This is a genomic window from Flavobacterium urocaniciphilum, assembly GCF_900110615.1.
Classification (GTDB): domain Bacteria; phylum Bacteroidota; class Bacteroidia; order Flavobacteriales; family Flavobacteriaceae; genus Flavobacterium; species Flavobacterium urocaniciphilum.
Genome location: NZ_FOEI01000002.1, coordinates 103,693 through 117,777 on the forward strand (window position 1 = coordinate 103,693; position 14,085 = coordinate 117,777).

The window sequence follows — 14,085 nt, forward strand, 5'->3', positions numbered from 1 at the left end:
GGCAATTTTAGGTTAATACTTTAATTTAACCATTAATATATATCTAGCAATTTTAGCTTGCTTTCTACTTATATAGGCAGAACCATTTGGTTTAAATCTTCTCGGATTTGGTAATATTGCGGCAATACCTGCTGCTTGCATTCTTGTTAAACTTTTACAGTCTTTATTGTACCAATGTTGTGTAGCAGCTTGAGCCCCATAAATTCCATCACCCATTTCAATACTATTCAAATAGACTTCTAAAATACGTTCTTTACCCCAAATTAATTCTATTAAAAAAGTATAATACGCTTCTAATCCTTTTCGTAAATAACTTCTTCCTTGCCATAAGAATACATTTTTGGCTGTTTGTTGTGAAATGGTACTACCACCTTTCAATTTTTTTCCTTTGAAATTTCCTTCAGCTGCTTTTTTCATGGCTTTAAAATCGAAACCACTATGTTCGAAAAATGTGCCATCTTCACTAGCAATAACCGCTTTTTGTAAGTTTTTGGAAATATCTTCTAAAGGAACCCAATCGTGTTTGGTATCAATGTCTTTTCCGTCTGCAGAATTTTCAAAATGACGAATTACCATTAAAGGTGTAAAAGGAACAGGAACGAATTTATAAAGTACAACAAAAAATAAACTGATGATGTTAAACCACATAAAAGCCTTCCAAAAGTAACGCATAAGTTTACCAAAAAAGCCTTTTTTTTCAGTTGATGTAGATTTTGTTTTAGGTTTTGGGGTTGGTTTTTTTCCTGCCATTTTATGCTAAATCTGCTAATTCTTTACCAATTAAACTTCCAATTGCAACTCCCATGCCGCCCATTCTTACGCCGCAATATACGTTGTTGCTAATTTGTTCTACAATTGGTTTTTTCTGATTACCTACACCCATAATTCCGCTCCATCGATGTTCAATTTCAAAAGGGGTGTTTGGCAAAATTACATTTTTTAGCAAATCTTCCAAGCGTTTTTGAATTAATTCGGTTGTGGTTAATTCGGTTGTTGTTTCACCTTCAAAATCTAAATTTCTTCCACCGCCAAATAAAATTCTATTATTAATATTTCTAAAATAATAATAACCTTGATCTAAATGAAAAGTGCCTTTGATGTCTAAATTTTCAATAGGCTTTGTAATTAATACTTGTGCTCTAGCTGGTTTTACTTGATTATTTGTTAATTCTGAGGCAAAACCATTTGTTGTAAAAAATAGTTTTTTAGTTTTAAAACTAACTTCATTAGTTACCACTTCCACACAATCATTTAAATCTTCAAATTGAGTTACGGTTTGTTGATTTAAAATTAGAATATCATTTTGAATCGCTTTTTTAAGCAAAGCTTGCATCATGTTTCCTGTATCGATTTGACCTTCAAAAGCATTAAAAATTAAATAGTCAAACGTGTTTTGAAAATTAAATCGGTCTACAACTTTGGTGTATACTTCTTGTTTAAAAAGCGGTTTTACGATATCGTTTATAAAGGTTATTTTTTCTACACATTCATTATAAAACGATTCGTTATCTTTTAGAAATAATTCATATCCTCCAAAAGGTTTGTAGTCGATAACGTCATCACCAAGATTTTTTCTTAATAATTGAAGTCCAGCATATCTTTTTTCTATTAATCGAATAACTTCTTCTTCAGTATGTGTTTTTAAATCGTCTATAATTTCTGAAACACTACCAAAACAGGCAAAACCTGCATTTTTTGTACTAGCACCTTGAGGTAAAATACCTTTCTCTAAAACTAAAATTTTAGCATTCGGAAATCGTTCACGTAGTCGGATGGCAGTATGTAAGCCCACAATACCACTTCCAACGATCGTATAATCTACGTTTGAAAACCAGTTTTTTATTTCCCAAAAGCTAAGTTGCATAATGATTTCAAAAAAAATATTGATGTAAAAATAAGAATTTGTTTGGAGTTACATAATAAATATTGATTTTTGCGTTATAAATAAAAACTTACAAAATGAATAAAATATTTTTTGCCTTAATTTTTACTTCTTTCATGTTTGCACAGAAGTCTGATTCGATTACTTTAGTTTTTAAACAAAGTGATTATTTTATTAAATCAAACGAATCTAAAGATGTTAAACGATTAGCTTCAATGGTTTCTTTTATTGATAATTTAGGTATCAAAAAGACTGATATAGATGTGAAAAACCAAACTCAAGCTTTCAAATTTTCCTATTTGCCAAAGGATAATTCTGTTCTGTTATATCATAATTTTATTGAAACAAACAAAACTGCAGTAGTGAAACTGAAAAAAGGTGATGAAGTTGAAATTAGTTATGAAAAAGGGTATCCTTTTTTTACAATACTTAATAGAGAAACAAAACCATTTGATGTGAATTTTGAAACACAAACAAATTTATATTATCCAATAACTTATTACGAGTTTGTGAAAGACAGTAAAAAAAGTCCTGAAAAGAACAGAAAATTATATTCAGAACAAAATGATAAATATAAAGTAAAATTAAAATCAACAATAGATAGTTTAAAATCTAAAGATTTAATTTCTGATGAATTGGCTAATTTGTATTATAAAAATGGAATGCTTTATCTTAAAAATATTTCCAATACCAATTTTAAAGAATTTGAAAATGAATTACAATCAGATGAATTGTTAGGGTTGAAATCTTTTGGGTTTTATGTGTTGAATTACGCAGAAAATGAAATTGGGGTTACTATTACCAAAACTATTGAAACAAATAAAATGGAAATAGATGGTAAAATGAAAAACTTTAACATGGAAAGAAAAAATGTCGACTATAAAGATATGTTTTCTAAGGTTGAAAACTCAACACTTTTTAGTTCAAAAATTAAAACCCTTATATTGTTTAATGTGTTGCAAAGATTAGCATTTAAAAATGATTTAGATGTAAAACTGTATTTTGAAAAATTTAAAAAATATTGTGATGATGCAGAATTATTGAACCAATTTGAAAAAGATAATTTATTAGAAACTAATGATTTAAAACAAATTGATAATAAGTTGGTTTTGTTTGATAAAAACAAAAAAGAAACTTCAATTGACGAATTACTAAAAATAAATAAAGGAAAAGTTGTTTTTGTAGATTTCTGGGCTAGTTGGTGTGCGCCTTGTCGTGAAGCTTTGCCATATTCTCTAAAAATGATTAATGAAGAAGAAATGAAAGATGTTGTTTTCATTTATTTATCTATCGATACAGTATTTGATAATTGGAAAAAAACTACCGAATTTGAAAAATTGCCAGAAACACTCTCTTTCTTAGTTGTAAATCCAAAAGCGTCGAAATGGTTATTAGATTTGAATGTGTCAACTATTCCGCGATATATGATTTTTGATAAAGAAGGAAAATTAGTTAATTCAGATTCAGTTGGACCAAAAACGAATAACCTAAAGAAAGAATTAAAGAAATATTTATAGTTATAAAAAAAAGGACCAAAATTTAAATTTTGGTCCTTTTTTTATAATTCATCATCCATTTTATTGCTTTCATTTTTCAATTTTCTCGATTTGATAGCTTTCATTACTAAAGGTAATGTTGTTATTAGAATTAAAGTAAGGATGATATATTCGATATAATGTTTTAAGTCGATATTAAATTGCTCTAAACAAATTTGGTATAAATAATGACCAGAACACACTAAAATGAACGACCATAAGAAAGAGCTTAAAATATTATAAAGCATAAACTTGCTCTTTTTCATATGAACGATTCCGGCAATAATTGGTACGAAAGTTCTAACGATTGGTAAAAAACGAGCAATAATAATGGCTTTTGCACCATGTTTTTGAAAAAAGTCTTCCGATTGATATAGGTATTTTTTCTTAAATACAAAATTATCATTTCTATTGTATAAACCTTTTCCATAAGTTGCGCCAAACCAATATCCAAATGCATTTCCGATGATTCCAGCAATAGCAATTAATCCAGCAATTAAAAATACAGGTTGATATCCTTCCGGTAAAAAGGTAAGCGGTTCTGCTAATTTTTCGCAATAGATTCCAGATAAAAACAATAAACTATCGCCAGGTAAAAAGAACCCAACGAATAATCCAGTTTCGGCAAAAACAATAAATAAAACTAACCAAATACCGATAGAAACACCACCAACTTCATAATTAATATAAAATTCAGGATTGAATAATTTAGAAAAGCGAAATTTTTCTTCTCCTTCTACGGCTTGTAATAAAAAGTTAAGTTTTATGTTTTGAAATATATTAAATTGCTCCTTCATTTTCTTCTGATTTAGATTCCCATTTGTCAATTGCGGCAGTAGAAAGTGCATTTCCTAATACATTTGTCATACTTCTTGCCATATCACAAAAATGGTCAATTGGTAAAATTAATGCGATTCCTTCTGGTGGAATACCAAACATCGCACATGTTGCTACAACTACAATTAATGAAGCTCTAGGAACTCCAGCAACACCTTTACTAGTAAGCATTAAAACTAACAACATGGTTAATTGTTCAGGAATCGACATGTCAATTCCGTAAACTTGAGCAATAAAAATACTAGCAAATGTCATGTACATCATACTTCCGTCAAGATTAAAAGAATAACCCAGAGGTAAAGTGAACGAAACAATTTTCGGCTGACATCCAAAACGTTCTAATTCTTCTACCATTTTAGGGAAAACAGCTTCTGAACTAGTGGTTGAAAATGCAATTAATAATGGACTTTTGATTCTTTCTAATAATGTAAATAAACGCTTTCCTAAAATTAAATAGCCAACTGCTAATAAAATTAACCATAAGACTAAAATTCCAATAACAAAGGCTCCTAAATATTTGGCATATAATGTAAATACTTCAAATCCGTGTTTCGCAATAGCACTTGCAACGGCTCCTAAAACTCCTAATGGAGCGGTCCACATGATGTAAGAAACCATTTTTAAAACTACGTGAGCAGTAGTGTCAAGTAGTTTAATGATTGGTTTTGCTTCTTTTTTGCTAAATGCTGCTAAAGCCACACCAAATAAGATTGAGAAAATTACAATTTGTAAAATTTCATTTGTTGCAAAAGCTTCAAATAAACTTTTTGGGATAACGTGTTTTACAAACTCTTCTAATGAAAAACCTTTTGAATTTTCAACTAATTCTGAGGCTGCAGAAGTATCGTCTAATCGAATTGAGGTTCCTTTTCCTGGGGCGAAAAAGTTAACTAAAACCATTCCTAATAATAAAGAAATCAGCGAAGCAGAAATGAACCAAGCCATGGCTTTTCCACCAACTCTTCCTACCATTTTCATATCACCCATTTTGGCAATTCCAACTACTAATGTTGAAAATACTAAAGGTGCAATTATCATTTGAACTAAACGAATGAATATGGTTCCAAGAAGTTTAATATTTTTAGAAAATGTTTCAATTGAATCTTGAAATTGATAATGTACAATTCCTCCTAAAGCCACACCAATAACTAGCGAAACGATAATCAGTATAAAAAGTTTGTTGTTTTTCACGATACGAAAGTTTGTTTTTATTTTAGTGTGTGAAAATAGGCATATTTTTTGAAAAAAGTGCTACTTTTAACCTCGTTTTAAAATTTATAACCATGAAGAAGTATATTTTTCTCATTTTCAGTATTGTTACTATGAATGCAAACGCTCAGGAAAATTTAACGCCAGAAAAATTATGGCAAATTGGTAGAGTAACTCCAATTGGAATTTCTAAAGATGGAAAATCTTTAATATACAAAGTAGGAACACCAAACATTCAAGAAAATAAAATCATTTCAAAGTTTTATTCTGTGCCTGTTGGTGGAGGAAATGCTACATTATTAGAGAAAATTGACGGATTGGTTGCTGATAAAAATATTTCTCCGTCTGGTAAAGAAAAATTGTTAAATAATGCTGTTAAAGTAGAAAAATTATTGGGTTCTGATTTATATCCTGAATTAACCAAAACAACTGCTCAGGTATATGATAACTTAGATTATCGTCATTGGGATACTTGGAATGATGGTACGCATAATCATGTTTTTATTGAAACTATTGGTTCAGAAACAGAAAATGTTTTGCCAGCAATCGACATCATGAAAAACGAACCTTATGATTCGCCTCAAAAACCACATGGTGGAGATGAAGATTATATTTGGTCTCCAGATGGAACTAAAGTTATTTATGTATGTAAGAAAAAAGCAGGAACTGCATACGCTTTAAGTACAAATACCGATTTGTATGAATACGATATCAATACGCAAAAAACTAGAAATTTAACGGAAACTAATTTAGGTTACGATACGCATCCATCTTTTTCGCCTCAAGGAGATTTAACTTGGTTGCAAATGAAACGTGATGGTTATGAAGCTGATAAAAATGATATTATTGTGCGTCATAAAGGAATGGATATCAATTTAACAGCTAGTTGGGACGGTACGGTTGATAGCTTCTTATGGAGTAAAGATGGTAAAAAAGTATATTTTATTGCACCAGTTGGTGGAACAAAACAATTGTTTGAGGTTAATTTCCCTGGTTTAGCAAGAATTGCTGTTAGAGTTGTTCAAATAACAGATGGGAATTTTGATGTAAGTGGATTTGTTGGATTTTCGGGAACTTCTGTTTTAGTAACTAGAACTTCTCATACAATGGCTACTGAAGTTTTTTCTTATGATTTAACTAAAAAATCTTGGAAACAAATAACTAAAGTAAATGATGAATTTTATTCAAAAATTGCAAAATGTACTTCTGAAAAAAGAATAGTAACTACTACTGATGGTAAGAAAATGGTTGTTTGGGTAATTTTACCACCAAACTTCGATAAAACTAAAAAATATCCAACACTTTTATATTGTCAAGGTGGACCACAAAGTGCTTTAACACAATATTATTCTTTCAGATGGAATTTTCAATTAATGGCTTCTCAAGGCTATATTGTAGTGGCTCCGAACAGAAGAGGAATGCCAGGGCATGGGGTGAAATGGAACGAACAAATTTCAGGAGATTGGGGCGGACAAGTAATGGACGATTATTTAGCAGCAATCGATGATATTTCAAAAGAAGCGTATGTAGATAAAAACCGACTTGGAGCTGTTGGTGCGAGTTACGGAGGGTATTCGGTATTTCAATTAGCGGGAATTCATAAAAACCGTTTTAAAACGTTTATTTCTCACTGTGGAATTTTCAATACAGAAAGTATGTATGGAACAACAGAAGAAGTTTTCTTTACAAATTGGGATTCAGGTGGAGCTTATTGGGAAAAAGATAATAAAATTGCTCAAAAAACATATAACGAATTCAACCCGATTAAATTGGTTAACAATTGGAATACACCAATCATGATTATTCAAGGTGGAAAAGATTATCGTGTGCCAATTGGTCAAGGTCAAGAAGCATTCCAAGCAGCGCAATTAAAAGGAATCAAAAGTAAGTTTTTGCTATTTCCAGATGAAAATCACTGGGTGTTAAAACCACAAAATGCGTTGGTTTGGCAAGGTGAGTTTTTCAAATGGTTGAAAGAAACTTTGTAATGTGTCGATTAGACAATTTGTCAATTAGCCGATTTTATATATAAATCAGGCCTAACAGGTTTCTAAAGGCTATTAGGTTTTAAAATAAATTAAAAATTTACAATAACAATTCTTCCCTCCTTTGGAGGGAGATAGAAGGAGGCTTTAGATGCAATCATACAACATCATAATTATTGGCGGTGGCGCGGCTGGTTTTTTTTCTGCGATTAATATTGTAGAGAAAAATCCGAAGTTAAAAGTCGCAATATTAGAACGCGGTAAGGAATGTTTAACGAAGGTTAAAATTTCTGGCGGCGGTCGTTGTAATGTAACGCATGCTTGTTTTGTTCCGAATGAATTAGTAAAATTTTATCCACGTGGCGAAAGAGAATTAAAAGGTCCGTTCTCGCAATTTTGCTCCGGTGATACCATTGAATGGTTCGAAAAACGAGGTGTCGAATTAAAAATTGAAGAAGACGGAAGAATGTTTCCTGTTACTGATTCTTCACAAACGATTATTGATTGTTTTGAAAAAGAAGTAAAACGATTAGGGATCAAAGTTTTTACATCTCAAAGTGTGCAATCGTTGTTTTTTAATAAAGACGAACAATGGAAAATTGAGACTCAACATGATGTTTTTCTAGCAGATAAAATTGTGGTTGCCACAGGAAGCAATCCAAAAATTTGGGAACTATTACATGAAATGGGTCACGAAATTGTGTCTCCAGTTCCTTCACTTTTCACTTTTAATATTTCCGATAAACGAATTAAAGATTTAATGGGGCTTTCCGCGCATGCGAGTGTGCAAGTGAAAAATTCAACCCGAGGCAAAGCCGAACGGAGCGGAGCTAAATTAAAAGCTTCTGGACCCTTATTAATTACGCATTGGGGTTTGTCTGGTCCTGGTATTTTACGACTTTCAGCTTGGGGAGCACGTGAATTATTTGATAAAAAATATTGTTTTGTACTTCAAGTCAATTGGTTAGATGAGGTTTCATTTGATGAAGCTATTGAACAATTAAAGGAAATTAAAGAGGAAAATAATAAAAAACTAATTGGCAAATTTTGTCCGTTTTCTTTCCCTAAACGATTATGGGAAAATATTGTTGTTGCCTCTGAAATTTCATTAAATTCGAAATGGGCAGATATAAATAAAAAACAAATCAATGCTTTGGCCAATCAGTTAACCAATGCCGAATTTCAAGTCAATGGGAAAAGCACTTTTAAAGAAGAATTTGTAACGGCAGGTGGAATCGATTTAAAAGAAATTAATTTCAAAACCATGCAAAGTAAAGTATTGCCAAATGTTTATTTTGCTGGTGAAGTGGTGAATATTGATGCGATTACGGGAGGATTTAATTTTCAGAATGCTTGGACAAGCGGATTTATTGTTGCTGAAAATATATAAAAAAACCAACTTATAGTTGGTTGTAATTTTAAACTTCTCTACCGCTATCTAAAGAATTTTGCATATCTTTTAATTCTTGCCATTTTCCTTCATACGCAAATTTAGCTTGTTTAGGCCATGTACTTGGGTCGTAAATTTGATATCGTTCTCCAGCTTTGCTTAATATTTCTCTTAATCTGTCTATGGAAGATTCTGCTAAAGCTTTCCAAGTTAAAATCCCAGAAGTATTAAATAAAGTTTCTATTTTCGGACCAATTCCTTCAACTATTTTTAAATCATTTTCTTTGATTTTTTTTCCTAATATTTCCTTGGCCGATACAGAATCAAAAGATTTTTGAGAAATTGTTGTGTCAACAAATTGATTGGTTTTATAGAATTCTAAATTTAATTTATCAACTTCTGCTTGTAAGTCTTTTTTTTCTAAGAGACATTTTTCAAATTCAAATTTTAAATTACTATCAGAATTTACATTTGATTTAGAAGTTAATTTACCTATCAAATAACCAATAATTCCAAAAATTAATGCAATAGATGCTAATTGTAAATAATTATCCATAATTGAGAGTTTTTAATTAAAGACATCAAAATTAGTGAATTTTTTAATTAAAAAGTTAAAAATCAGATAATTATATAAAAAATTTAGAAATTATTTAAATAATAAATACTAAAGGTTAAAAGTGTAGCAAATGAAACCCAAGCTAAATAAGGGATTAACATATAACTTGCTTTTGGATTAATTGGTTTAAATAATTTATAGCATTCAAAAATCACTAACAACAACAAAATAATTTCAATAGAAGCTAATAGTAAATTTTGTAATCCAAAAAATAAGTACGACCATAAAGCGTTTAAAGCCAATTGAAAAACAAAATATTTCAAAGCGTTTTTAACTTCTTTTGTTTGGGATTCCATTTCATTCCAAATTAATCCAGCAGCAGTTCCCATTAAAATGTATAACATGGTCCAAACGGGTGCAAATATCCAATTCGGTGGATTGAAAATTGGTTTTATCAAAGTTGGATACCAAGTGTTGATAGAAGATTGAGTGATTTTTCCAGATAAAAAACCAACCGTTAAACAAACAGTGATGCAATATAAAATTCGTAGATATTTCTTCATTTTAAAAATTTTATTCAAAGATATTAAAACTTCTGACTTCTATCTTCTGACTTCTAACTTCCTTTTTTATCTTTGTCAAAAATTTTTTTATGTTCACGGATAAAGATTTTATTCTTTCAAATTATAATTCAATTGAAAAGGCTTCATTTTCTTGGAGTGCGCCAAGTAATATTGCATTAGTTAAATATTGGGGTAAAAAGGAAAATGGCGATCAAATTCCTGCTAATCCTTCAATAAGTTTTACATTGAAAAATTGTAAAACAATTACTTCTGTAGCGATAACTTCAAAAGATGAAAAAGAAAATTTTTCTTTCGACTTATTATTTGAAGGAAAGCCAAAAGAAGATTTCAAACCAAAAATCCAAAAATTCTTAGAGAGAATTTATCCGTATTGTCCGTATTTAAAAGAATATCATTTTGTAATTGATACCCAAAATACGTTTCCACATAGTTCTGGAATAGCGTCTTCTGCATCTGGAATGGCAGCTATTGCGATGAATATTATGAGTTTGGAAAAAGCCATTCAACCCGAAATTTCTGAAGAATATTTTTATGCAAAATCATCTTTCTTAGCACGTTTAGGGTCGGGTAGTGCATGTAGAAGCATTAAAGGAAATGTGGTTGCTTGGGGAGAAAATGTAACAATTAAAAATAGTTCCGACTTATTTGGTGTAGAATTTGATGCTATTCATTCGAATTTTCATAATTTTCAAGATACTATTTTATTAGTAGATAAAGGAGAAAAACAAGTTTCAAGTACGGTTGGGCATAATTTAATGCATAATCATCCGTTTGCTGAACAACGTTTTGAGCAAGCACATGACAATATTGCAAAAATTGTTGCGTTATTAGAATCGGGAAATGTAACGGATTTTATGAGTTTGGTAGAAAGTGAAGCGTTAACATTACACGCTATGATGATGACATCAATGCCTTATTTTATTCTAATGAAACCAAATACTTTGGAAATAATTAATAAAATTTGGAAATTCAGAAATGAAACGCAAACACCTGTGTGTTTTACATTAGATGCTGGTGCAAATGTGCACGTTTTGTATCCTTCATCTGTGAAAGAAAAAGTGTTGCAATTTATTCAGAACGAATTAGTTGGCTATTGTCAAAATGGTCAGTATATTTGTGACGAAATTGGAAATGGTAGTCAGTTGCTAATTAATAATTAACAATTAATAATTGATAATTAACAATTGATAATAAAGATTTAAATTAATTTGTATCTTTACTAAAGATAACTAAGTATAAAATACTGTAAACTGTATACTAAAACATGAAAGGACCGCTTTTTTATTCTAAAATATTACTTTTCGGAGAATACGGAATCATTCAAGATTCTAAAGGGCTTTCTATACCTTATAATTTTTATAAAGGTGCGTTAAAAGCAGATGAAAATCCTTCAGAAGAAGCTAAAAAATCGAATGAAAGTTTAGTGAAGTTTGTTACATATTTAGAGCAATTACAAACCGAACAACCAGATTTGGTAACTTTTAATATTGCTGAATTACAAAATGATGTTAAATCAGGGATGTATTTCGATTCTAGTATTCCGCAAGGATATGGAGTAGGAAGTAGTGGTGCTTTAGTTGCAGCTATTTACGATAAATATGCAAACAATAAAATTACAGTTTTAGAAAATTTAACTAGAGAGAAATTATTGAAATTAAAATCAATATTTTCTAATATGGAATCTTTTTTCCATGGAAAAAGTTCTGGTTTAGATCCATTAAATAGTTATTTAAGTTTACCAATTTTAATTAATTCTAAAGATAATATTGAGCCAACAGGAATTCCTAGTCAATCGGCAACTGGAAAAGGTGCAGTATTTTTGTTAGATTCTGGAATTATCGGAGAAACTGCTCCAATGGTAAACATATTCATGGAAAATTTAAAAGACCAAGGTTTTAGAAAAATGCTAAAATCTCAGTTTATTAAATATACCGATTCTTGTGTGGAAAACTTCTTGCAAGGAGATATCAAATCATTATTCCAAAATACAAAAGAATTATCTAAAGTAGTTTTGAATAATTTCAAACCAATGATTCCTGAACAATTTCATCAAATTTGGCAAAAAGGAATTGATACGAATGATTACTACTTAAAACTTTGTGGTTCAGGTGGTGGAGGTTATATTTTAGGTTTTACGGAAGATTTAGATAAGGCAAAACAATCTTTAAAAGATTACAAATTAGAAGTGGTTTATCAATTTTAATTGCAAATCTTAAGATACGAAGAAACCAAACCGATGCTAACTCGTAAATCTAAATTATTACTAACCAAAATATTCAGTTTTTTTTCTGTAGTTCGAGGTTATAATATCTTTGTTATTGCCTTAGCTCAGTATTTGTCTGCTATTTTTATATTAGCGCCAGAAAGAAGAGCGTTAGATATTTTATTAGATTGGCGCTTGTTTGTTTTAGTCATTGCATCAACTTTTGCCATTGCTTCGGGTTATATTATCAATAATTTTTACGACGCTAAAAAAGACATCATTAACCGACCAAAGAAATCTTATTTGGATCGATTAGTGAGTCAGAAAACCCAACTTCGTGTTTATTTTATTCTGAATTTTTTATCAGCACTTTTGGGTTATATAATTTCTTGGCGTGCGGCTTTATTCTATTCGGTTTATATTTTCTTAATCTGGTTTTATTCTCATAAATTAAAGAAATATCCAATTATTGGAAACTTAACCGCTTCTCTTTTGGCTGTCCTTCCTTTTTTCGGAATATTGCTATATTTTAAAAACTTTTATCATGTAATTTTTGCGCATGCAATTTTCTTGTATCTGATTATTTTGATTCGCGAAATGGTAAAAGATTTAGAAAATATTGAAGGCGATTTGAGTAATAATTACCAAACTATTCCGGTGAAATATGGTGAGAATTTCGCTAAAAGAATTATTTCAACTTTGCTGTTTTTAACTTTAATTCCAGTGTATTTTTTAATCAATGTTTATGATGTTGGTTATATGGATATATACTTTTATGTGAGTTATATTTTACTTTTAATTTTTATTTTAAAACTTTGGAATTCCGAAGGAAAAATAGATTACATAAAGCTTCATTTTCTATTGAAAATAATTTTATTAGCGGGTGTAATTTGCATTATTTTGATTAAGCCAACCGTTGTAGAAAACGGGCAGAAACTTCTTTTGATTCGTTAAAACTACTTCAAATTTTACAAATCGTACATCTCATTAAAATTGACTATCTTTGCAAAAAATAAAAAAGAATGAGAAAAGCATCAGGAGATAAAAGAAAAGGTAAACCAACCGAAAATAAAAAACCGGAATTTAAGAAAACAGATTCTAAAAAATCGTATTCTAGAGATAATACTCCTTTTCAAAAGTTTTCGAAAGCAGACAAACCAAAACTAGCTGCAAAACCTAAATCTGATTCGGATGAAATTAGATTGAATAAATATGTGGCAAATTCTGGTGTTTGTAGTAGAAGAGATGCAGATATTTATATTCAAAGTGGGAATGTAAAAGTAAATGGTGAAGTTGTAACTGAAATGGGTTATAAAGTAAAATTATCTGATGTTGTTAATTTTGATGGTGTTACTATTACTCCTGAAAAGAAAGAATACATCCTTTTAAATAAACCGAAGAATTTCTCTACTGAGAAAAATGATAACGGAGCAACAAATGCTTTGCAATTGGTAAGAATGGCTACGAACAGTAAAATTGAACCAATTGGAAGAATGGATAAATCTACTACTGGATTGTTATTGTATACTAACGATACAGAAATGGTTAGAAAATTCACCACTCCAAATCAACGTTCTTCTAAAATTTACCAAGTTTCTTTAGATAAGAATTTAAAATTTGAAGATTTAGAGAAAATTAAAAACGGAATCAATATTGATGGGCATAAAGTTTATGTTGAGGAAATTGCTTACATAGATAATGAACCAAAAAGTGAAATCGGAATCAAAATGAAAACAGCTAATGTGAAAATTGTCCGAAACATTTTCGAACAGTTGAAATATGATGTTATTAAATTAGATAGAGTGGTTTTTGCTGGTTTAACGAAGAAAAATTTACCAAGAGGAAATTGGAGATTTTTAACAGAACAAGAAATTATAAATTTGAAAAATATATAATTAAAAAGT

Annotated in this window: 13 protein-coding genes; 7 read left to right on the forward strand and 6 right to left on the reverse strand. The window is 30.0% G+C overall.

Annotation, left to right across the window (positions count from 1 at the left end; all coding sequences use genetic code 11):
• Positions 1-12: 12 nt before the first annotated feature.
• Positions 13-750, reverse strand: a complete 738-nt coding sequence (gene mtgA, locus BMY86_RS04655) for a monofunctional biosynthetic peptidoglycan transglycosylase (protein WP_091465876.1) — start codon at positions 748-750, stop codon at positions 13-15.
• A gap of 1 nt (position 751) precedes the next feature.
• On the reverse strand, positions 752-1,864 hold the full coding sequence (locus tag BMY86_RS04660; RefSeq protein ID WP_091465879.1) for an NAD(P)/FAD-dependent oxidoreductase: 1,113 nt from the start codon (positions 1,862-1,864) through the stop codon (positions 752-754).
• A gap of 95 nt (positions 1,865-1,959) precedes the next feature.
• On the opposite strand from BMY86_RS04660, the gene BMY86_RS04665 reads away from it, so the two are divergent.
• Positions 1,960-3,399, forward strand: coding sequence for a TlpA family protein disulfide reductase (locus tag BMY86_RS04665; RefSeq protein WP_091465881.1), 1,440 nt, complete (start codon positions 1,960-1,962; stop codon positions 3,397-3,399).
• A gap of 41 nt (positions 3,400-3,440) precedes the next feature.
• On the opposite strand, the gene BMY86_RS04670 is transcribed toward BMY86_RS04665, so the two are convergent.
• A complete protein-coding gene (locus BMY86_RS04670) occupies positions 3,441-4,214 on the reverse strand; it encodes a DedA family protein (protein ID WP_091465884.1) in 774 nt (257 codons plus the stop codon).
• Positions 4,198-5,448 carry a dicarboxylate/amino acid:cation symporter gene (locus BMY86_RS04675; RefSeq protein ID WP_091465887.1) on the reverse strand — a complete coding sequence of 417 codons (1,251 nt, stop codon included), beginning with the start codon at positions 5,446-5,448 and terminating at the stop codon, positions 4,198-4,200. Before BMY86_RS04675 ends, BMY86_RS04670 begins: the two co-directional genes overlap by 17 nt.
• A gap of 89 nt (positions 5,449-5,537) precedes the next feature.
• Here BMY86_RS04675 and BMY86_RS04680 point away from each other — a divergent pair, with 89 nt between their 5' ends.
• Positions 5,538-7,451 (forward strand): S9 family peptidase, encoded by a 1,914-nt coding sequence (locus BMY86_RS04680; protein ID WP_091465890.1) that lies wholly within the window; start codon positions 5,538-5,540, stop codon positions 7,449-7,451.
• A gap of 148 nt (positions 7,452-7,599) precedes the next feature.
• Positions 7,600-8,838 (forward strand): BaiN/RdsA family NAD(P)/FAD-dependent oxidoreductase, encoded by a 1,239-nt coding sequence (locus BMY86_RS04685; RefSeq protein WP_091465893.1) that lies wholly within the window; start codon positions 7,600-7,602, stop codon positions 8,836-8,838.
• Positions 8,839-8,866: 28 nt separating this feature from the next.
• On the opposite strand, the gene BMY86_RS04690 is transcribed toward BMY86_RS04685, so the two are convergent.
• Together BMY86_RS04690 and BMY86_RS04695 are read right to left on the reverse strand one after the other, a co-directional pair.
• Complete coding sequence (locus tag BMY86_RS04690) at positions 8,867-9,394, reverse strand: hypothetical protein (protein WP_245745604.1); 528 nt, start codon at positions 9,392-9,394, stop codon at positions 8,867-8,869.
• An 83-nt stretch (positions 9,395-9,477) separates the two neighbouring features.
• Complete coding sequence (locus BMY86_RS04695; RefSeq protein WP_091465895.1) at positions 9,478-9,957, reverse strand: TspO/MBR family protein; 480 nt, start codon at positions 9,955-9,957, stop codon at positions 9,478-9,480.
• An 89-nt stretch (positions 9,958-10,046) separates the two neighbouring features.
• Here BMY86_RS04695 and mvaD point away from each other — a divergent pair, with 89 nt between their 5' ends.
• The 4 genes from mvaD to BMY86_RS04715 all read left to right on the forward strand — a co-directional run bounded on the left by mvaD (position 10,047) and on the right by BMY86_RS04715 (position 14,076).
• Entirely contained in the window at positions 10,047-11,138 is a 1,092-nt protein-coding gene (gene mvaD, locus BMY86_RS04700; RefSeq protein ID WP_091465897.1) for a diphosphomevalonate decarboxylase, read from the forward strand.
• Between the two features lie 104 nt (positions 11,139-11,242).
• A complete protein-coding gene (locus tag BMY86_RS04705; protein WP_091465900.1) occupies positions 11,243-12,181 on the forward strand; it encodes a mevalonate kinase family protein in 939 nt (312 codons plus the stop codon).
• Between the two features lie 33 nt (positions 12,182-12,214).
• Positions 12,215-13,135: a geranylgeranylglycerol-phosphate geranylgeranyltransferase gene (locus BMY86_RS04710; protein ID WP_091466846.1), complete on the forward strand. Its 921-nt coding sequence runs from the start codon at positions 12,215-12,217 to the stop codon at positions 13,133-13,135.
• Between the two features lie 68 nt (positions 13,136-13,203).
• Entirely contained in the window at positions 13,204-14,076 is an 873-nt protein-coding gene (locus BMY86_RS04715; protein WP_091465902.1) for a pseudouridine synthase, read from the forward strand.
• Positions 14,077-14,085 lie beyond the last annotated feature (9 nt).

Bases quoted from the DNA above. Each gene is read 5' to 3' on its own strand.
- BMY86_RS04715 (WP_091465902.1), top strand. From the start codon at position 13,204: ATGAGAAAAGCATCAGGAGATAAAAGAAAAGGTAAACCAACCGAAAAT.
- BMY86_RS04705 (WP_091465900.1), top strand. From the start codon at position 11,243: ATGAAAGGACCGCTTTTTTATTCTAAAATATTACTTTTCGGAGAATAC.
- mtgA (WP_091465876.1), bottom strand. From the start codon at position 750: ATGGCAGGAAAAAAACCAACCCCAAAACCTAAAACAAAATCTACATCA.
- BMY86_RS04680 (WP_091465890.1), top strand. From the start codon at position 5,538: ATGAAGAAGTATATTTTTCTCATTTTCAGTATTGTTACTATGAATGCA.
- BMY86_RS04685 (WP_091465893.1), top strand. From the start codon at position 7,600: ATGCAATCATACAACATCATAATTATTGGCGGTGGCGCGGCTGGTTTT.
- BMY86_RS04690 (WP_245745604.1), bottom strand. From the start codon at position 9,394: ATGGATAATTATTTACAATTAGCATCTATTGCATTAATTTTTGGAATT.
- mvaD (WP_091465897.1), top strand. From the start codon at position 10,047: ATGTTCACGGATAAAGATTTTATTCTTTCAAATTATAATTCAATTGAA.
- BMY86_RS04710 (WP_091466846.1), top strand. From the start codon at position 12,215: ATGCTAACTCGTAAATCTAAATTATTACTAACCAAAATATTCAGTTTT.
- BMY86_RS04695 (WP_091465895.1), bottom strand. From the start codon at position 9,957: ATGAAGAAATATCTACGAATTTTATATTGCATCACTGTTTGTTTAACG.
- BMY86_RS04665 (WP_091465881.1), top strand. From the start codon at position 1,960: ATGAATAAAATATTTTTTGCCTTAATTTTTACTTCTTTCATGTTTGCA.
- BMY86_RS04670 (WP_091465884.1), bottom strand. From the start codon at position 4,214: ATGAAGGAGCAATTTAATATATTTCAAAACATAAAACTTAACTTTTTA.
- BMY86_RS04660 (WP_091465879.1), bottom strand. From the start codon at position 1,864: ATGCAACTTAGCTTTTGGGAAATAAAAAACTGGTTTTCAAACGTAGAT.